Source organism: Bradyrhizobium sp. USDA 4501, from assembly GCF_054062115.1.
Genome location: NZ_JBSSEX010000001.1, coordinates 6,556,522 through 6,574,301, shown reverse-complemented (window position 1 = coordinate 6,574,301; position 17,780 = coordinate 6,556,522). Strand labels below are relative to the sequence as shown.

The following is a 17,780-nucleotide window of genomic DNA, read 5'->3' as shown; positions in this document are numbered from 1 at the left end:
GGTCCTGAATTCTCGCATTGGTTGTATTATAATCGCATGACAATGCACGGCGCAGGTCGGATGCGCGCCAAAAAAGTGTGCTATAAGCACGTGCGATGATCGAGCTTCCCCGTACCCAGGCCTTGCGTTGCTTCATCACGGTTGCCCGTGAAGGCACGGTATCGCGCGCAGCGGCGATGCTGAAGCTGACCCAGCCCGCGGTCAGCCTGCAGCTGAAGGCACTCGAGGAAAGCACCGGGCTGCAGCTGTTCAACCGCACACCTGCCGGATTCACCCTGACCGAGGCCGGCGCCGCGCTGCTGCCGCTGGCGCACCGGGCGGTGGCGGCCGCGTCCGACTTCAAGGCGATGGCGGACTCGCTGAACGAGGCACAGCGCGGCACGCTGCGCGTCGGCACCATCCTCGACCCCGAATTCACCCGGCTCGGGCCGTTCGTGCGCAGCCTTGCGATGTCCTCGCAGCGCACCGAAGTCTTCCTGCGTCATGGCGTGAGCGACGACGTGCTGGCGCAGATCGGCCGCGGCGAACTCGACGTCGGCTACTATGTCGACGCCACGCCGCAGGACCAACTCGTCCATCACAGCTTCACCGAACGGACCATCGTCGATGGCCGCTACCAGCTCGCCCCGCTGCTTTGCTACGACTACCGGGTGATCGCACCGATCGCCTGGCGCGATCGGGTGATGGGCAAGGGCTGGGCCGAGCTCGCCGAGCTGCCCTGGCTCGCGACACCGCCGCACTCCGGCCACCGGCGGCTGCTCGACGACATCTTCCGCCCACTCGGTGCATTGCCGAAGCGGATCGGCTACACCGACCAGGAAGAGGCGATGATCGACTTCGTCGAATCCGGTCTCTGCCTCAGCCTCGCACGCGACAACGTGCTGGCGCCGCGGATGGCGCGGCCGCATCAGTTCGTGGTCGCCGACAAGGTGAAGCTGACCTGCGATCTCTCCTTCGCCAGCCTCGCCGCCCGCCGCCAGGAGCCGGTGATCGCCCATGCCTTCGCAAGCGTGCGCGCGGTGTGGAATATCAAGCCGACGATCGCCGGCGCCGGTCCGACGCGGACACGGAAGGTCGCGAAGAACGTGTGACGCAGACGCTCGGCTTAGGCCGCGGCGACCAGCGGTCTCGTCATGTCAGCCATCGTGGGCACCAGCGACGGCGCTTCACACTCCTGCAGAGCGAGCTCGTTGACCAGTTCGCGCAGCCTTGGCGGCAGATCGGCGTAATCGCCGCGCAGGGCATGGCGCAGCCGTTCGCCAATCTCTTCGCAGATGGCGCGCGCGTGCTCGGACGCAATCGGATGAGGCTCAATCATGGACGTGGACCGCCGGCGATGACCGCGCGCCGTCCAACTGCACTTCCGCAACCACGGATCCCGCATGTGCACATGCGATCAAGACGAGGATCCGAACAATACTGGACATGTTCGTACTCCCTTTTCTGATCCTTCAATAACAGCGAGACGTTGCCGCCCGATTAGGGAAACTGGTTCCCGCGGCCTTTAAGGGAGTGGTAAACGCGAAGTTTCAGGACCGAACCGAAGCTGGGTCAGAAATTTGGCCGGGCGCAGTCGACCCAACCGATCGCGGACAATTTGAGGCCTCGGGCCGCAGAGCGCGCGAACCTTGCCCGAGCGCAGTCCGGTGTCCCCAATCAGGGGGACAGACGGATCGGGCGGAATCAATATGATGCGCGACCGGACGGCGGTCGGCTATCATCGGCCGCAGATAAAAAGAACCTGCTGGGAGGAGTTGCAATGAAGCTGGCCATGGCCGGACTGTTGACATTTGCGAGCGCGATCCTGATTGCGCCGGGCGCGCGTGCCGACATCAAGGTCGGCGTCGTGGTGTCCGGATCCGGACCGGGCTCGGCGCTCGGCCAGCCGCAGATGCGCACCATCGCCGCGCTGCCGAAGGAGATCGGCGGCGAGAAGGTCACCTATATCGCGCTCGACGACGAGTCCGATCCGACCAAGGGCACGCAGAATGCGCGGCGCCCCGTGATCCAGGACGGCGTCGATATCCTGATCGGCTCCTCGCTCACCCCGGTGACCATGCCGATGCTCGACGTCGCCGTGGAGAGCAAGACGCCGATCATCTCGCTCGCGGCGGCGACCGCGATCGTGCAGCCGATGGACGACCGCCGCCGCTGGGCGTTCAAGGTGGTGCCCAATGACGACCTGATGGCGGCGGCGATCCTGAAATACATCGCCAAGTCCGGCATCAAGACGCTCGGCTATATCGGCGTCTCCGACGGCTATGGCGAAGGCTACTACAAGGAGGTGTCGCGGCTCGCCCCGCAGCTCGGCCTCACCGTGACGACGCATGAGGTCTATGCGCGGGCCGACACCAGCGCGATGGGCCAGGCGCTCAAGGTGATCGCGACCAATCCGGAAGCGGTGTTCATCGCCTCCGCCGGCACGCCCGCCGTACTGCCGCAGGAGGCGCTGCGCAGCCGCGGCTATGCCGGCAAGATCTTCCAGACCCATGGCGTGGCCTCGGAGGAGTTCATCAAGCTCGGCGGCGCCAATGTCGAGGGCGCGATCTTCACCGGCGAAGCCTTCACCATCGCCGACGATCTGCCGGCGAACGATCCGTTCCGCCAGGTGCGTGACGAGTTCGTGTCGTCCTACGAGAAGGCCAACGGGCAGAAGCCGAACATCTTCGGCGCGCATCTGTGGGACGCCGTCACGCTGTTCAAGCGGGCGGCGGCGAATGCGCTGAAGACCGCAAAGCCCGGCACGGCGGAATTCCGCGCCGCGCTGCGCGACGAGCTCGAGCGCGGCAAGGACGTCTACCTGAACAACGGCCTCTCGACCATGAGCCCGACCGATCACAACGGCTATGACGAGCGTTCGGCGTTCCTGATCAAGGTCGAAGGCGGCAAGTTCAGGCTGGTGAAGTAGCGAGGGAGCGTCGGCGGCTGCGCCATCACACCTTGCCGGCGCCGCTGCAGATGCCCTTCAGTGCCTGCCATTCGGCCGATGACAGCAGCGGCGGACCATCGGGGCGGCTGGCGGCATCGGCCTTGTCCATGCGCGCGAGGCGGTCCTCGGTCAAGGGATGGCTGGAGACGAGCGAGAGCCCCTTGCCGCCCTCCTTGCCGGTGACGCGGAACATCAGTTCGCCCATCGGCTTGGCCGGACGGCCGAGCTTGTGCATGGTCTCGATCGCGAAGCTGTCGGCGTTGGTCTCGGCGTCGCGCGAATAGGACGACGTCACCAGCGAGCGCGAGGCGAAGGTCAGCGCGCCGGAGCCGGTGACGTCACCGAACAACAGCCCGATCAGGAACGAGGTGCCGCCGTTGTGGATCAATTCGCGCATGCTGTCGCGGTGCCGGAGATGGCCGAGCTCATGCGCCAGCACGCCGGCGATCTCGTCGGGGTTCTCGGCTTTTTCCAAGAGTCCGTCGAACAGATAGACCTTGCCGCCGGGCAGCGCGAAGGCGTTCGGCACCGACGTCGCCAGCACGCCCGACTGCACCGACGTATCGAAGCCTGCGGACTGCCGCAACTTGCCGACCAGCTTCGCGAACGCCGCCTGGCCGGCCGGATTGCTGCACGGCTTGCCGTCGAACAGCACCTTGACCTGCGCCTCCGCGACATCGCCGATGCGACGCTCGAACGAGTCGGGCACCAGCGGCGTCAACCGCTCGGCGGCGAGCGGCACGCCGAACAGCACCACCAGCACGATCGACACCGCGGCCGCGAGCGACCAGCCGACGATCGCGGCGACGCCCCTGCGGTTCGGCAAATCCGCCTCGAGCGTGTCGCAGCGCGCGACCAGCGCGGCGATCAGCCCGGCGTCGCGGATGTCGAGCCGCGCCAGAGGCGGTGCGGTCAGGCAGCTCAGCCGCAACAGGCCGGACGGGCTGTCGGCGCGGCGGATGTCGTGAAACACCCAGCGCGCGAGCAGTGCGCCGTCTTCGCGGATCTCCAGTGCGTCGGACAGTCTGAGTGCGACGATGCGCCGCCGGTTCGACAGGCCGTCGAAGAAAACGCCGCCGGGAGCCGGCGCCGCGGAATTGGTCTGACCGGAATCGGATTCCATGGAGCTAGAAGCCCCCGACGTCGAGGCCATCGGCAAAGCCTTCGCCGAGCGCGTTGGCGAGCTCGCCGCGCGCGGTGACGTTGGCGGCCGCCTGGATGTTGTGCACGATGGTCGAGGACAGCACCCGAACCCAGAGATCGCGCATCAGATAGACGCGCAACACCACGTTCAGCGCCAGCGCAAACGCGAGATAGCCGATGCCGAGCAGCACGATCAGCGGAATGCTCTTGGCGAACGCCTCGGTCCTGAAGAAGTCCGCGATCGAGGAGCCGTCCATGCTGGCGACCAGCAAGGTGCAGAGCGCGAGATAGGCCGCGAACACCGTGCCGAGCAGCACGACCCAGCCGATCACCTTCCAGTACAGGCCGATCAGCGCGCCGCGGCGGAGCGTGGATTCCAGCCTCACGTCGCCGAAGCGGATTCCCGACAGCCACCAGCGCCACTCGACCGCCTTGAACGCGGCATAGGCGAACGGGGCGAAGATCGTGCTGTAGAGCGCGAACGGCATCAGGACCCAGAGCCACCAGCCCCGCGCGAAGAACTCCCAGCCGCGGCCGTCGAACGAGCCTTGAAGGTCGCCGTAATAGGAGTGCCGCATCTTGTAGCGTTCGAGCGCGGCCTCGCGCCACGGCAGCGCGAGACCGAGCGTGATCACGACCAGCACGCCCCAGAGCGAGGCCTTGAGCGCATAGACCCAGCCCGAGCCGCTCATCCAGAAGCGGACGCCGCGCCACACCGTGCGGGTCAGGCGGTAACGCCGCGCGCGATAGATCGCGAACTGGCCGAACAAATAGAAGAAGGCGACCAGCGGCAGCGAGGCGAACGCCTTGAAATGCTCCGCCTCGATGCCGATCAGGAAATAGCCGAGATAGATCGGCACCAGGATCGCGAGCGCGACCAGGAAGCCGATCAGGAGCTCCTTGCCGCGGCCGGTATATTCCGGCGCGTCGCCATCGATCTGGCTGTTCGACCACAGATGACGGCGGATGTCGGTGGTGAGCCAGAACCGGTAGAAGCCGACCGTGACCAGTTCGAGCCCGGCGCCGCGCGCGACCAGGCGAAAGAACTCCTTCCGGTTCCCTGAAAACGCCACCGGCATCGGCGGCGGGGCCGGTTGCGGAGGCGGCTGCGGCGGACCCAGCGGGGTCCAGCTCATGTCGTTCACGGGATGGCTCCTGGCGGGACAATCTCTGGGTATCAAAAGCACAGATTTGTCGTCGCGAGTGTGATCCAGGTTTCACACAAGGTCGAGATCGTCGGCCGATTTTTGGCGGGATGCGGTTGGCCATGCCTTAACGGCAATGCCGGAAAGCGCGCAGTCCTCGATCAACGGCCGGCGTCGAACCCCAGGGCGGCAATGACATACTTAACGATCAGGCGATGGAGGCGAAGCCGCCGCCGCAAAGCGAGGAAATCGCAGCGATGACCAGATGGATCTTGTCGGCATGCCTTCTGGCGCTCACGGCAGCTCCGGCCGCTGCCGTCGACGTGCGGCTGGATTCCTATCGCAATCCAAAGAGTGAGAATTTGCGTATCTTCAATCACATGTACCTCGACGGCGTCAGGGGCGGCCTGATGGCGTCCAATGCCTGGCTGAAACGGCATGGCGGCCAATTGTTGTTCTGCATGCCCGACGACCTCGCACTGAGCAGCGAGCAGACCGAAGAGATCATGCTCAAGTCCGCCGACAAGCGGTCGGCGAAAGGTGAGATGGTGATCGCTCTCCTGCTGCTGTGGGGGATGCAGGACACCTACCCCTGCGAAAAGCCCGCCGGCGAGAAGACCGGCAGTCAATAAACGGCGCCGGCACCGTTCGCACGCCGCCGCCCGGCCAAATCAAACGCCGTTTCAAACGGGCGTGGTCGCGGCCGCGGTCCCTTCCCCACCGGAAAAGCCCGGATTCGGCCGCTTTGGCCTGACATCAATGCGGCCAAATGCGCGTCGAGAGCCCTTGCGCAAACCGCGGAATGAGAATGTAATTCGGTAAAACATGCCGCGCCGGCCATGCCCCGGCAGCTCAAACGGTTGAGGAGCCGCTCATGCACGGGACCATCGATCTCGTCGACAACACGAATCTGGACGCCGCACGCGAACGCGCCAATTCGCTTGCGCTTTCGGACTACGATCCCGGCAATCCCGAGCTGTTCAAGACCGATACCTTCTGGCCGTATTTCGACCGGCTGCGCCGCGAGGACCCGGTGCACTACTGCAAGGACTCGATGTTCGGTCCGTACTGGTCGATCACCCGCTACAACGACATCATGGACATCGAGACCAACCACTCGGTGTTCTCCTCGGCCGCCTCGCTCGGCGGCATCACCATCCGCGACGTGCCGCCGGATCTTCGCCGCGAAAGCTTCATCGCGATGGACCAGCCGCGCCATTCGGCGCAGCGCAAGACCGTGGCGCCGATGTTCACGCCGACGCACCTCGACGAGCTCGCCACCAACATCCGCAAGCGCTCGACCGAGTGCCTCGACAATCTGCCGCGCGGCGAGGTGTTCGACTGGGTCGACAAGGTCTCGATCGAGCTGACGACCCAGATGCTCGCGGTGCTGTTCGACTTCCCCTGGGAAGACCGCCGCAAGCTGACGCGCTGGTCCGACGTCGCGACCACCCTGCCCGGCGCCGGCGGCCTCGTCGCCACCGAAGACGAGCGGCAGGCCGAGCTGATGGAATGCGCGAGCTATTTCGCAAGGCTGTGGAAGGAGCGCGCGAGCCAGCCGCCGAAGAGCGATCTACTCTCGATGATGGCGCACAGCGACGCCACGCGGAACATGGACCCGAAGAACTTCCTCGGCAATCTGATCCTGCTGATCGTCGGCGGCAACGATACCACGCGCAACACGCTGTCCGGCAGCATCTATGCGCTGAGCAAGCATCCGGAGCAGTACCGCAAGCTGCGGGAGAACCCGGCGCTGATCGACAGCTTCGTGCCCGAGGTGATCCGCTGGCAGACGCCGCTCGCCCATATGCGGCGCACCGCGCTCGCCGACTACGAGTTCCGCGGACGCCAGATCAAGAAGGGCGACAAGGTGGTGATGTGGTACGTCTCGGGCAACCGCGACGAGGAAGCGATCGAGAAGCCCTACGAGTTCCTGATCGACCGCGCCCGGCCGCGCACCCACATCTCGTTCGGCTTCGGCATCCACCGCTGCGTCGGCCTACGGCTCGCCGAGCTGCAGCTCAAGATCATCTGGGAGGAGATCCTCAAGCGCTTCGACACCATCGAGGTGGTGGAGGAGCCGCAGCGGGTGTATTCCAGCTTCATCAAGGGCTACGAGACGCTGCCAGTGCGCATCGCCGCCTGACGCGTCGCGAGCCAACCGGGATCAAGAAACATGAACGTCCAGACCGCCATCCGTGCCGACCGGGCCGAGTTGCTGCGCCAGGCCCGCGAGGAAGCGTATTCGACACCGCTCAAGGATTTTCATCCCGGCGCGCCAAAGCTGTTCCAGAACGACACGCTGTGGCCGTGGTTCGAGCGGCTGCGCAAGGAAGAGCCGGTGCACTACTGCACCAATGCGCCGATCGAACCGTATTGGTCGGTGGTGAAGTACAACGACATCATGCATGTCGACACCAGCCACGGCATCTTCTCCTCGGACTCCACGCTCGGCGGCATCTCGATCCGCGATGTGCCGCCCGGCTACGACTATCCGAGCTTCATCGCGATGGACCAGCCGAGGCACGCCCATCAGCGCAAGACCGTGTCGCCGATGTTCACACCCACGCATCTCGACGAGCTTGCAAAGCTGATCCGGCAGCGCTCGGCCAGCGTGCTCGACAATCTGCCGCGCAACGAGACCTTCAACTTCGTCGAGCGCGTCTCGATCGAATTGACCACCCAGATGCTGGCGACGCTGTTCGACTTCCCCTGGGAGGAGCGGCGCAAGCTGACGCGCTGGTCCGACGTCTCCACCGCGCTGCCGAAGAGCGGCATCGTCAACTCGCCGGAGCAGCGGCGGCAGGAGATGGACGAGTGCTACGCCTATTTCTCGAAGCTCTGGAACGAGCGCGTCAACGCCCCGCCGCGCAACGACCTTTTGTCGATGATGGCGCATAGCGACGCCACGCGGCACATGGACCCCGACAATCTGATGGGCAACATCATCCTGCTCATCGTCGGCGGCAACGACACCACGCGCAACACCATGAGCGGCTCGGTGCTGGCGCTGCACGAGCATCCCGACCAGTTCAGGAAGCTGAAGGAGAATCCCGCACTGATCGACACCATGGTGCCGGAGGTGATCCGCTGGCAGACGCCGCTGGCGCATATGCGGCGCACCGCGCTTGTCGACACCGAGATCGGCGGCAAGACGATCAGGAAGGGCGACCGCGTCGTGATGTGGTATGTCTCCGGCAACCGCGACGACGAGGTGATCGATCGTCCGAACGAGTTCATCATCGACCGCCCGCGGCCGCGCATCCACCTGTCGTTCGGCTTCGGCATCCACCGCTGCGTCGGCATGCGGCTCGCCGAGCTGCAGCTTCGGATCGTCTGGGAAGAGATGCTGAAGCGCTTCGACCGCATCGAGGTGGTCGGTGAGCCGAAGCGGGTCTATTCCAGCTTCGTCCGCGGCATCGAGAACCTGCCGGTGCGGATCCCGGGCTGAAGCCAGATTGTCCTTGGCCACAAAGACGATCGGCCCTATGTCTTCCCGGGCGTGGTAGTTGATGCACCGCGTCTTGCAGCTCGGGCCAGTTGACGGAACATGAACCGAAAAGAGCGGCGTGCGGCCGGGAAGCAACGGGACGCGTCCAGCAAAAACGCACCTGCCTTCGGTTCCACGGGTGTCAGCATTGGCGGCCTCGCCGCTGAGGCCAGCCGCTTCTACGGGATGCGACGCTTCAACGAAGCGCAGGAGATCTGCCGGCAGCTTCTCGCGCGCGATCCTGGCCATGTGCAGAGCCTCAATCTTCTCGGCCTGATGGCGCAGGCTGCCGGCGATCACCGGGCTGCAGCAAAGATGTTCACCAAGGCGATTGCCTCGGACGAGGTCAATGCCGCCTGCCATTACAACGCCGGCAACTCCTACCAGGCAATGGGCAATCGCAGCAAGGCGGCCGCGCATTTCAGCAAGGCGCTGGCGCTCGGCATGGACGCGAAGGCGGTCGGCTTCATCCTGCAGAGCCCGACCGTCACCACCTATGCCGGGCGGATTGCAAGCAAGTGGCCGCTACCGGTCACAAGCGTCGAATTGTTCGGCAGCGAGGGTGTCGCCCCGCTCGCGAACGACCTGTTCCTGCGCTGCGCGATGGAAACCACCACGCTGGCGAGCATGCGGCTTGAGGTGCTGTTCGGATATGCGCGGGCCGAGCTGTTGCGGCTCGCGAGCAAGCCGGATCAGGATGACGTCGACGACGATATCGTAGCCTTTGCCTGCGCGCTCGCCCGGCAATGCTTCATCAACGAACATGTCTATGCGCAGACCGGGGCGGAGAGCGAAGACGCGGGCGCGCTGCGCGACCGGTTGCTGCAGGACCTGGCATCAGGCGCTGCGATCGCGCCGCTCACGCTCGCCGCTGTCGCCGCTTACTTCCCGCTTCATGCCTTGCCGACGGCGGACGCGCTGCTGCGCCGGGATTGGCCCGCGGCCGTCGCCGGCCTGTTGCGGGTGCAGCTTCGCGAGCCGCGCGAGGAGATCGAAGAGCGCAGCGCTATTGCAGCGCTCACTCCGATCACGAACGACATATCCGTCGAGGTGATGCGCCAATACGAGGAAAATCCCTATCCGCGCTGGACCGTCAACCCGTTGACGGCCTTCGCGGCCGATCGGGCGCGGGGAAGGGACCGTCGCAACCGCGGACCAGCGAGCCGAACGGGATATCCTGATTGCCGGCTGCGGCACCGGCTCGCACGCGATCCAGATCGCGCAGGTCTATCCCAACGCCCGCCTGCTCGCGGTCGACATCAGCAGGACCAGCCTTGCCTATGCGCGCCGCAAGACGCGGGAGCTCGGCTTGCGCAACATCGAGTATGCGCAAGCGGACATCCTGGAATTGGCCTCGATCGATCGCACCTTCGACAGCATCGAGTCGGTCGGCGTGCTGCATCATCTTGCCGACCCCTTGGCCGGCTGGCGCGTGCTGGTCTCGCTGCTGCGGCCGGGCGGCACGATGCGCATCGGGCTCTACAGCGATCTGGCGCGCCGCGTCATCGTCGAGGCCCGCGATCGCATCGCGGCGCGCAATTATCGCGCCACCGCCGGCGACATCAGACGTTGCCGGCAGGACATCTTCCGCGAAGCCGACAAATGGAAGCCGCTGATCGGCGCCAAGGATTTCTACAGCATGAGCGGCTGCCGCGATCTGCTGTTCAACGTCATGGAACACCGCCTGACGATTCCGGCGATCGCGGCATTCCTGAACGAGCATGGCCTGTCGTTCGAGGGGTTCGAGCCGTTTGACGATCCGGCGGTCCTCGACCGATTCCGCAAGCAGTTTCAGGGCACGGCCGACGAGACCAATCTCGATCAGTGGCACCGCTTCGAGGTCGATCATCCCGAGACTTTCTGGGACATGTACGTGTTCATGGCGGGCAAGAACGCGCGCTGACGGCAAGCTGCTGGAGCGTGAGGAGATGAGGTCGAATAGCGGCCGCGATGGCACCGCGCTCCCTCTCCCCGTTCTTACGGGGAGAGCGTTGGGGTGAGGGGCACTCTCCGCATAAGCGGTGATAGCTGTGTTTGCGGAAACTCCCCCTCACCCGGAACGCATCTAGCGATGCGTTCCGACCTCTCCCCGCACGCGGGGCGAGGTGAGCGGAGTTGGCCGCTCGATTCAAAGTAACCTCTCTAGCGCGCGTGCTGACCCTTGCTGGTCGGCAACGGGCAATTGGTGCAGACCCGGTCGTCGCACATCCGGCAGATCGTGAAGCGATCCATCTCGGATGTGTCCTGCCTTGCCAGCAGCTCGCGGATCAGCGTTGCGAGCTGCTTCCGCTCAGCGACCGACAGCACGTCGAGCAGCGACGTCACGGCTGAAATCCGCGACGCCAGCAGTTCATTCCGGGACGCAGCGCCCGATGCCGTCAGGTGCAAGGCGACTTCGCGGCCGTCCTTGCCCGCCCGGCGTTCGACAAGCCGATCCGAAACCAGCCGATCGACCAGGCGGACCGTTCCGGAGTGCGACAGGCCAAGGATCCGCCTCAGCTTGTCGTTGGTCATGCCCTGGCCATAGCCGATGACGATCAGCGCCGCGGGCGTTTCGCCGCCGCGACCGACGACCTCGCGCGCGCCTTGCTCGATACGATCCATGACAGCGAGCGACAGCGCGCCCAGCAGATTAGCGATTCCGTGTTCCATGCCGGGAATAATATGTGCGCTGCGCACAAAAAACAACTTGACCATATATGTGCGCTGCGCACACATTTGCCCGGGAGCGCAACGACGACACAAATGGAGAGCAGCGATGACGACCCGAAGCACCGCACTGGCAACGCGTGACGCCGCCGGCAGCGAACCCGCCCTGAAATACGTGCAGGCCAACGGCGTGCGATTTGCCTATCTCGAACAAGGCAGCGGACCGCTCGTCATGTTCATGCACGGCTTTCCCGACAATGCCTGGTCGTACCGAAAGCAGCTGCAGGTGTTCGCGGATTCCGGCTATCGCGCGGTCGCGCCGTTCCTGCGCGGCTATGCGCCGACGGAGATTCCGGCCGACGGCATTTTCGATCCGATCGCGCTGGGCCAGGATCTCGAAGCGTTGATCGCGGCGCTGAGCGAAGACGGACGGGCCTACGTCGTCGGCATGGATTGGGGCGGTACGTCAACCTTCCAGGCGCTAGCTACGGCGCCGTCGGCGATCAAGGCCGCGGTGGTCATGAACACCGCGCACCCGATCACAATCACAAGCCTCCGGAGCGATCCCGATGCCGTTCGATCGGTTTTCCATGTCTATTTCTTCACGGTGCCTGGCGCTCACTCGGCGGTCAACATCGAGGGACTTCCCTTCGTCGACTACCTTTGGAAGCTGTGGTCGCCGACCCTGCAGAACGACGAGCATCTCCGTTCGGTCAAGGAGACGCTCAGCTCTCCCGGCACCATGAAGGCGGCGCTGAAATACTACAATGGCCTGGTCGATGCGGGAGTTGCGGGCCGGCTACCGATCAACGACATGCATACACCGACGCTGACAATCTATGGCGGCAACGATCCGACGGCGCGGTATTCGATCAAGGAAGAGCCGCTCTTCAAGGGACCACATCGGCGCATCGTCCTGCCCGATGTCGGCCACTTCCCGCACCTCGAGCGTGAGGCCGAGGTCACAGGTCTGATCATGGACTGGTTCACAACGCACGCCGCCGACTGAACGGACGCCACCACCTGCGGCCGCGTCAGCCACACCATCCTTCGAATTCTCTGACCAGGAGTGCGCGCAATGGACGCCACGACACAGCAGCACTACGCCGAAGCGTTTCACCGACTTCACAAGCAGGGCGATCCGCTCGTCCTGTTCAACGCCTGGGACGTCGCCACCGCCAAGGCGATCGCGAAGGCCTCGCCGGCGGTGGCGACCAGCAGCGGCGCGGTCGCATCCGCGCTCGGCTACGCCGACGGCGAAAATGCCCCGCTCGACATCGTGGAAGGCCTGGTCTCGCGGATGACCGCGTCGGTGACGGTTCCGGTGTCGATCGATCTGGAGGCGGGTTATGGCGACACGCCGGATGCCGCCGCGCATTCGGCGGCAAGGATCCTGAAGGCCGGCGCGATCGGCATCAATATCGAGGACGGGCTTGTTGGCGGAAAGCGGCAGCTCGCCACTCCGGAGCAGCATGCCGCGAAGATCAGGGCGGTGCGGGACGCCGCGCAGAGACTCGGCGTTCACCTCTTCATCAATGCGCGAACCGATCCGTTTCTGCTGAAGTTCGGCTCGCCCGAGCAATGTCTGGATGAGGCGGCGCGACGTGCGAAGGTCTATGCCGATGCCGGCGCTGATGGAATTTTTGTACCGGGGCTCACCGACCTCATGCTGATCGAGAGGTTGGTTCAGCTGACGCCCCTGCCCGTCAACATCATGGTGACGCAGGGCGTGCCCGAAATCGGGGAGCTCGCCCGCGCCGGTGTTCGCAGGATGAGCCTTGGGCCGTGGCCGATGATGGCGGCAATGCGTGTCATCGGACAGGCGGCCGCCGCGGTCGCCACGAGCAAGCAATACGGCGCGTTTCTACAGCCCGGCAGTTGAGCACGTGAGCGCACGCGATGTCACGGTCCGGCCGGACCGTTCAGTCCGTGCCGGCCGGACTACCGGGTTCTTGAACGAATTAGTCACTCGATCACTTCGTCTGCGCCGCTGACGACTGAAGCAGAGAACTCGTGGCCGAGCAGCTTGGCGGTCTTCAGGTTGATGACGAACTCGACCTTGGTGACCAGCTGGACCGGAAGATCGGCAGGCTTCTCACCCTTCAGAACCCGGCCGGCATAGACGCCCGCGCGTCGATGCGACTGCACGAAATCTCCGCCATAGCTCATCAAGCCTCCGGCTGTCGGGAAATCCCGGGTCTGCGTAATTGCGGGAACACGATACTTCAGTGCGAGATCGGCCAATCGCCGGCTGCGAAATGCAAAATAGGGATCGGAGGTGAAAACAAGCGCGTTTGTCGAATCTCTCTCTACGGAAGCAAATACGGCTTCGAACTCCTCTTCCTTGCTTGCCCTCGATATCTGCAGATGGACCCCTAAAGTTTCGGCAGCGGCCTGAAGCTTCTGCAGTTGCGAGCTGGCGGTTGGACTTGTCGGGTTGGTCACGACCCCCAACGTTTTCGCCGCCGGCAGAAGTTCGTGCATCAACTCGAGCCGCTTCGGCGACACGTCGACGCTCAGGCTCGAGATTCCCGTGATGTTGCCTCCCGGCCGCGACAGGCTGTCCACCACACCCAGCTGAACGGGGTCGCCGCCCATCTCGAAAACGATCGTCTTGGTGACGCCGGCAGCTTTGGCGGCAAGCGCGACGGGGGCGCCGCCAGGCGCAACCACCACATCGACGTCGCGCGCGATCAATTCGCCGGCCAGTGCAGGTAACCGGGCATATTGCCCATTGGCCCATCGATATTCGATCGCAACGTCGCGGCCCTCGACAAAGCCGGCTTCACGAAGTCCCTGGTGGAAAGCCTTCAGCCGGCTGCCAAACAACTCCGGCGATTCCGGACAAAGATAGCCGATCACAGGCATCGACGGCTTCTGCGCCCGCGAGGATGTGGTCCAGGCCGCGGCGGCAGCCATCAACAACAGGACCTCGCGCCGGCTGCCGCGTCCGTGGGATGCTGCTGCACGAGAATGAGCGCAACTCATGCTCTATCGACCCGCTGGCGTTCGCCGTCGGCGGAAGTATATCCCACGATCCGAAACCAGTCGCCAATGGACTGCACCGAACCGCTCCGGCCGGCATCGGCCAACACACATCAAGAAGATATTCCGAACACCGGAATGGCGTCATCGAAGCCCTTGATTTGGCGACTCCCGATATCCTCCAGGGAGCGCTTGCCTCTGACGCTTGCGGCGGTCCCTGCGTCCATCAGGATTTCCCGATCTGCGGCAGATGCGCACAGGCGGGCGGCGAGATTCACGACACTGCCGATGGCCGTGTAATCGAGCCGGTCTTCGTAGCCGATCCGCCCAACCGTCGCCGATCCACTGGCAAGCCCTATTCCAAAGCCAACCTGGTAGCCCCGCGACCGCCAGCCGCCGATCAAGCCTTGCACGTGCTTCTGCATTTCGGTCGCAAGGTCGACGGCTCTCAGCGCCGGCTCCTCGACCGGCACGGGTGCGTTCACCAGCACCATCAACCCGTCTCCCGAGAAGCTGATGAGGGTTGCTTCGAACCGCGCAATGACCCTGCCCAGAACCTCATAATATTCGGACAGCACGCTCATGACTTCCTCGGGAGCGACGCCCGCGGAAAACGCGGTGAACCCGCGCAAGTCACAGAACACAACGACGACGTCGGTGCGGCGGCCATCCAGCACGCTGTCATCGCCGGCACGATCGACGAGATCGGCGACTTGAGGCGCGAGAAACCGCTTGAGCTTCGCGATCCGCTCCTGGTGCTGCTGCGCCAGCGCGAGCTCGCCGGCCATCCTGTTGAAGCTGCTTGCCAGGCGCTGAAATTCGTCCCCGGTCTGGATCGAAATGCGGTGCTCGAACGATCCGGCGCCGATCCGCTCCGTCCCCTCCTCGAGCAGCCTGATCGGCTCGGTCATCCGGTGCGCGAATGCATAGGCGAGCAGCCCTGCAAATACGGTGCTGCCTGCGAGAAGCACTGTGGTCCGTCGCAACGCGGCATAGATCGGGGCGTAAGCCTCGGAGAGCGGCTGCGCCACGACGACGGTCCAATCGGGACCCGCCACCGGAGCCGCGCGGGCAGCAACCGGACGTCCCTGTCCGTCGCGGCCCGTTGCAAAGCCCGCTCCCGGGCCGATCGCGTCGCGTATGGTGCGAAACGGCTGGGAGGTTGTTTCTTCCAGCCCCCGGAGGACGAGGCTGATGTCGGGATGGGCAATGAGGCGGCCCGGCCGGTCCAGCACGAAGGCGAGGCCCGTCTCTCCCACCTTGATCGCCGATACGACATCCCAGATCAGCTTGAGATTGACTTCGGCGATGACTGCGCCGACCGCGGATCGGTTACCCACGAGCGCAATAGTCAAATACGGCTCTGAGCCTCTGTTGTAGCTGACATCGCTGAACCAAACCTGGCGTGCGTGGGCGCCGACCAGCGCAGGTTCAGCCGATCGGTCGATACGACTTTCAATTCGATTGAGGCCGACCCGTGAGACGTAGAGACGCTCCAACCCATTGTTGTCGATGAGTGTCAGGCTGACGACGGCCGGCGCTTGACGAAACAGACGCAACGCATCGGTTCGGCGTCCCTCATCGACCTCGTCGGTCCAGGGAAGCTGGACCAGCCAGCCGAGCTGGCTTGCAATGTCGGAGATGAAGTTATGAATTTCAGCGGCCGCGGAAGCCGCCTGAACACCGAGCAACTGGTCCAGCCTTGCGCGCTGATCGCGGTAACCGAACCAGGCTTCGATCGACCCGTTGATCACGAGCGGAAGCGCGACGGCCAGAAACAGTGCGAGAAAATACTTTGGGAAGAGGCCGCGAAACCGATCTCGGACAATCATGCCCTGATCCCTGAAAATGCGACGGATATATCGATATGTCGAAATGAAGCCTTGAAAATGAAGCCTGGCGCTGCCGCCAACCGGCGTCTTCTAGCATAGAGCGTCGTTTTAGGCCGTAATGGGGCTGTCGTTCGACCCGACCAAAGGACGCAGCCGGCTCCGGCCGCCATTTCGCTTGCGTCGGCCCTGCAAAACCTTGGGCCCTATAAAATTCCGGCATAGCTGGGCGAGCCAGATGCGAAGAGAATAAACCCCTGACCTGGCTTAAAGCCAGCGGTGTGAGGACGCGCCCATGCGCGTCCCTTGTATTGACGCGTTTTTCTTCGCGAACCGGTACCCGGTTCGTTCGAAAACGCCACCGCCGAGGCCATGATGGACCAGATTGCCGTTCACCAGGACAGCGCGACCAGCCGGGACTGGCCGGTTGCGATCTACCGCACGCTGAAGAGCTTTGGCGTGGCACAGGTGTCCTACGTTCCCGATGCGGGACATTCCAAGCTGATCAAGCTGTCGCACGCCGATACCGACATCAAGACCACGGTGCTGACGACAGAGGAAGAGGGCGTGGCCCTTTCGGCCGGCGCCTGGCTCGGCGGCGATCGCGCGGTGCTGTTGATGCAATCGAGCGGCGTCGGCAATTGCGTCAACATGCTGTCACTGATGGCGAGCTGCCGTTTCCCGCTGCTCACCTTGGTGACGATGCGCGGCGAATGGGCCGAATTCAATCCCTGGCAGATCCCGATGGGCCGGGCGACGCCGCAGGCGTTCGAGATCATGGGCACCACCGTGCTGCGGCTGGAGAACCCCGATGATGCCGAGGAGGTGATCTCGGCCGCCGCCTCGCTCGCCTATGACGGCGACCAGCAGGTCGCGGTGCTGATCTCGCAGCGGATGATCGGCCGCAAGAAGTGGACCAGGGAGACGCACTGATGTCGGCATCAACAGGCACTCTCGATCGCCGCGCCGCCGTGAAGGCGCTGCTTGCCGACCGCGGCGAGCTGCTCGTGATCTCCGGGCTCGGCTCCTCCTCCTACGACGTGTTCGACGCCGGCGAGCATCCCGGCAATTTCTATCTGTGGGGCGCGATGGGCGGCGCGGCGATGGTCGGGCTCGGCCTCGCGCTGGCGCAGCCGAAGCGCCCGGTGCTCGTGATCACCGGCGACGGCGAGCAGCTGATGGGGATCGGCAGCCTGCTGACGATCGCGACCAAGCAGCCCGGCAATCTCTCGATCGCGGTGCTCGACAACGGCCATTTCGGCGAGACGGGCATGCAGCCGAGTCACTCCGGCCTCGGCGCCAGGCTCGAGGTGATCGCTGATGGCGCGGGCATCGGCAATGTCTGTGAGATCGCCGACATGGCCGGTATTGAGAAATTCCGCACCAGCCTGCGCGATCTCGGCGGCGGCCCGCGGCTGGCGCGCATCCGCATCGCCGCCGGCGAGGTCGAGCGCGCGCTGCCGCCGCGCGACGGCACCTACCTGAAGAACCGCTTCCGCGGCCATCTCGGCTTCAAGGTGAGCTGAGAGCAGAATGCGTGCGACCCCGTCATTGCGAGCGAAGCGAAGCAATCCATCGCGCAGCATTCGCGGACGGATGGATTGCTTCGT

17 protein-coding genes are annotated in these 17,780 nt (G+C 64.5%); 10 read left to right on the top strand and 7 right to left on the bottom strand.

Annotated features, from left to right (window positions below):
* Positions 1 to 95: 95 nt before the first annotated feature.
* A complete protein-coding gene (locus ACVWZM_RS30240; RefSeq protein ID WP_057019300.1) occupies positions 96 to 1,091 on the top strand; it encodes a LysR family transcriptional regulator in 996 nt (331 codons plus the stop codon).
* 14 nt (positions 1,092 to 1,105) lie between these two features.
* Here the strand turns inward: ACVWZM_RS30240 and ACVWZM_RS30235 are convergent, their stop codons facing one another.
* Positions 1,106 to 1,318 (bottom strand): hypothetical protein, encoded by a 213-nt coding sequence (locus ACVWZM_RS30235; protein WP_057019299.1) that lies wholly within the window; start codon positions 1,316 to 1,318, stop codon positions 1,106 to 1,108.
* Between the two features lie 441 nt (positions 1,319 to 1,759).
* On the opposite strand from ACVWZM_RS30235, the gene ACVWZM_RS30230 reads away from it, so the two are divergent.
* The gene (locus tag ACVWZM_RS30230; protein WP_456855503.1) at positions 1,760 to 2,908 is read left to right on the top strand and encodes an ABC transporter substrate-binding protein; all 1,149 of its coding nucleotides are present in this window, start codon (positions 1,760 to 1,762) and stop codon (positions 2,906 to 2,908) included.
* A 25-nt stretch (positions 2,909 to 2,933) separates the two neighbouring features.
* On the opposite strand, the gene ACVWZM_RS30225 is transcribed toward ACVWZM_RS30230, so the two are convergent.
* Both ACVWZM_RS30225 and ACVWZM_RS30220 read right to left on the bottom strand, forming a co-directional pair.
* On the bottom strand, positions 2,934 to 4,052 hold the full coding sequence (locus tag ACVWZM_RS30225) for a M48 family metallopeptidase (protein WP_456855502.1): 1,119 nt from the start codon (positions 4,050 to 4,052) through the stop codon (positions 2,934 to 2,936).
* Positions 4,053 to 4,056: 4 nt separating this feature from the next.
* Positions 4,057 to 5,208: a DUF898 family protein gene (locus tag ACVWZM_RS30220; RefSeq protein WP_141341156.1), complete on the bottom strand. Its 1,152-nt coding sequence runs from the start codon at positions 5,206 to 5,208 to the stop codon at positions 4,057 to 4,059.
* Positions 5,209 to 5,474: 266 nt separating this feature from the next.
* Here ACVWZM_RS30220 and ACVWZM_RS30215 point away from each other — a divergent pair, with 266 nt between their 5' ends.
* The 3 genes from ACVWZM_RS30215 to ACVWZM_RS30205 all read left to right on the top strand — a co-directional run bounded on the left by ACVWZM_RS30215 (position 5,475) and on the right by ACVWZM_RS30205 (position 8,668).
* The gene (locus tag ACVWZM_RS30215; RefSeq protein ID WP_076830813.1) at positions 5,475 to 5,849 is read left to right on the top strand and encodes a hypothetical protein; all 375 of its coding nucleotides are present in this window, start codon (positions 5,475 to 5,477) and stop codon (positions 5,847 to 5,849) included.
* Positions 5,850 to 6,091: 242 nt separating this feature from the next.
* Complete coding sequence (locus ACVWZM_RS30210) at positions 6,092 to 7,363, top strand: cytochrome P450 (protein ID WP_253589450.1); 1,272 nt, start codon at positions 6,092 to 6,094, stop codon at positions 7,361 to 7,363.
* Positions 7,364 to 7,393: 30 nt separating this feature from the next.
* Positions 7,394 to 8,668: a cytochrome P450 gene (locus ACVWZM_RS30205; protein WP_076830764.1), complete on the top strand. Its 1,275-nt coding sequence runs from the start codon at positions 7,394 to 7,396 to the stop codon at positions 8,666 to 8,668.
* A gap of 564 nt (positions 8,669 to 9,232) precedes the next feature.
* Here ACVWZM_RS30205 and ACVWZM_RS30200 read toward each other — a convergent pair.
* Positions 9,233 to 9,472: a hypothetical protein gene (locus ACVWZM_RS30200; protein ID WP_456855501.1), complete on the bottom strand. Its 240-nt coding sequence runs from the start codon at positions 9,470 to 9,472 to the stop codon at positions 9,233 to 9,235.
* A gap of 355 nt (positions 9,473 to 9,827) precedes the next feature.
* Here ACVWZM_RS30200 and ACVWZM_RS30195 point away from each other — a divergent pair, with 355 nt between their 5' ends.
* Entirely contained in the window at positions 9,828 to 10,610 is a 783-nt protein-coding gene (locus ACVWZM_RS30195; protein WP_456856795.1) for a class I SAM-dependent methyltransferase, read from the top strand.
* 239 nt (positions 10,611 to 10,849) lie between these two features.
* Here the strand turns inward: ACVWZM_RS30195 and ACVWZM_RS30190 are convergent, their stop codons facing one another.
* Positions 10,850 to 11,359: a MarR family winged helix-turn-helix transcriptional regulator gene (locus ACVWZM_RS30190; RefSeq protein WP_076830808.1), complete on the bottom strand. Its 510-nt coding sequence runs from the start codon at positions 11,357 to 11,359 to the stop codon at positions 10,850 to 10,852.
* 106 nt (positions 11,360 to 11,465) lie between these two features.
* Between ACVWZM_RS30190 and ACVWZM_RS30185 the strand changes: the two genes are divergently transcribed.
* A complete protein-coding gene (locus ACVWZM_RS30185) occupies positions 11,466 to 12,365 on the top strand; it encodes an alpha/beta fold hydrolase (RefSeq protein ID WP_076830762.1) in 900 nt (299 codons plus the stop codon).
* A gap of 69 nt (positions 12,366 to 12,434) precedes the next feature.
* Positions 12,435 to 13,238: an isocitrate lyase/PEP mutase family protein gene (locus tag ACVWZM_RS30180; protein ID WP_456855500.1), complete on the top strand. Its 804-nt coding sequence runs from the start codon at positions 12,435 to 12,437 to the stop codon at positions 13,236 to 13,238.
* Between the two features lie 83 nt (positions 13,239 to 13,321).
* Here the strand turns inward: ACVWZM_RS30180 and ACVWZM_RS30175 are convergent, their stop codons facing one another.
* Positions 13,322 to 14,275, bottom strand: coding sequence for an ABC transporter substrate-binding protein (locus ACVWZM_RS30175; protein ID WP_057019326.1), 954 nt, complete (start codon positions 14,273 to 14,275; stop codon positions 13,322 to 13,324).
* Positions 14,276 to 14,454: 179 nt separating this feature from the next.
* Positions 14,455 to 16,173 (bottom strand): adenylate/guanylate cyclase domain-containing protein, encoded by a 1,719-nt coding sequence (locus ACVWZM_RS30170; protein WP_141341152.1) that lies wholly within the window; start codon positions 16,171 to 16,173, stop codon positions 14,455 to 14,457.
* Between the two features lie 369 nt (positions 16,174 to 16,542).
* Between ACVWZM_RS30170 and ACVWZM_RS30165 the strand changes: the two genes are divergently transcribed.
* Both ACVWZM_RS30165 and ACVWZM_RS30160 read left to right on the top strand, forming a co-directional pair.
* Complete coding sequence (locus ACVWZM_RS30165; protein WP_141341151.1) at positions 16,543 to 17,103, top strand: thiamine pyrophosphate-binding protein; 561 nt, start codon at positions 16,543 to 16,545, stop codon at positions 17,101 to 17,103.
* Positions 17,103 to 17,696 carry a thiamine pyrophosphate-dependent enzyme gene (locus ACVWZM_RS30160; protein ID WP_253589448.1) on the top strand — a complete coding sequence of 198 codons (594 nt, stop codon included), beginning with the start codon at positions 17,103 to 17,105 and terminating at the stop codon, positions 17,694 to 17,696. Before ACVWZM_RS30165 ends, ACVWZM_RS30160 begins: the two co-directional genes overlap by 1 nt.
* Positions 17,697 to 17,780: the final 84 nt, after the last annotated feature.

Excerpts from the sequence above, each read along its gene's own strand:
- ACVWZM_RS30240 (WP_057019300.1), top strand. The coding sequence starts at position 96 with ATGATCGAGCTTCCCCGTACCCAGGCCTTGCGTTGCTTCATCACGGTT.
- ACVWZM_RS30235 (WP_057019299.1), bottom strand. The coding sequence starts at position 1,318 with ATGATTGAGCCTCATCCGATTGCGTCCGAGCACGCGCGCGCCATCTGC.
- ACVWZM_RS30230 (WP_456855503.1), top strand. The coding sequence starts at position 1,760 with ATGAAGCTGGCCATGGCCGGACTGTTGACATTTGCGAGCGCGATCCTG.
- ACVWZM_RS30225 (WP_456855502.1), bottom strand. The coding sequence starts at position 4,052 with ATGGAATCCGATTCCGGTCAGACCAATTCCGCGGCGCCGGCTCCCGGC.
- ACVWZM_RS30220 (WP_141341156.1), bottom strand. The coding sequence starts at position 5,208 with ATGAGCTGGACCCCGCTGGGTCCGCCGCAGCCGCCTCCGCAACCGGCC.
- ACVWZM_RS30215 (WP_076830813.1), top strand. The coding sequence starts at position 5,475 with ATGACCAGATGGATCTTGTCGGCATGCCTTCTGGCGCTCACGGCAGCT.
- ACVWZM_RS30210 (WP_253589450.1), top strand. The coding sequence starts at position 6,092 with ATGCACGGGACCATCGATCTCGTCGACAACACGAATCTGGACGCCGCA.
- ACVWZM_RS30205 (WP_076830764.1), top strand. The coding sequence starts at position 7,394 with ATGAACGTCCAGACCGCCATCCGTGCCGACCGGGCCGAGTTGCTGCGC.
- ACVWZM_RS30200 (WP_456855501.1), bottom strand. The coding sequence starts at position 9,472 with ATGTTCGTTGATGAAGCATTGCCGGGCGAGCGCGCAGGCAAAGGCTAC.
- ACVWZM_RS30190 (WP_076830808.1), bottom strand. The coding sequence starts at position 11,359 with ATGGAACACGGAATCGCTAATCTGCTGGGCGCGCTGTCGCTCGCTGTC.
- ACVWZM_RS30185 (WP_076830762.1), top strand. The coding sequence starts at position 11,466 with ATGACGACCCGAAGCACCGCACTGGCAACGCGTGACGCCGCCGGCAGC.
- ACVWZM_RS30180 (WP_456855500.1), top strand. The coding sequence starts at position 12,435 with ATGGACGCCACGACACAGCAGCACTACGCCGAAGCGTTTCACCGACTT.
- ACVWZM_RS30175 (WP_057019326.1), bottom strand. The coding sequence starts at position 14,275 with ATGGCTGCCGCCGCGGCCTGGACCACATCCTCGCGGGCGCAGAAGCCG.
- ACVWZM_RS30170 (WP_141341152.1), bottom strand. The coding sequence starts at position 16,173 with ATGATTGTCCGAGATCGGTTTCGCGGCCTCTTCCCAAAGTATTTTCTC.
- ACVWZM_RS30165 (WP_141341151.1), top strand. The coding sequence starts at position 16,543 with ATGATGGACCAGATTGCCGTTCACCAGGACAGCGCGACCAGCCGGGAC.
- ACVWZM_RS30160 (WP_253589448.1), top strand. The coding sequence starts at position 17,103 with ATGTCGGCATCAACAGGCACTCTCGATCGCCGCGCCGCCGTGAAGGCG.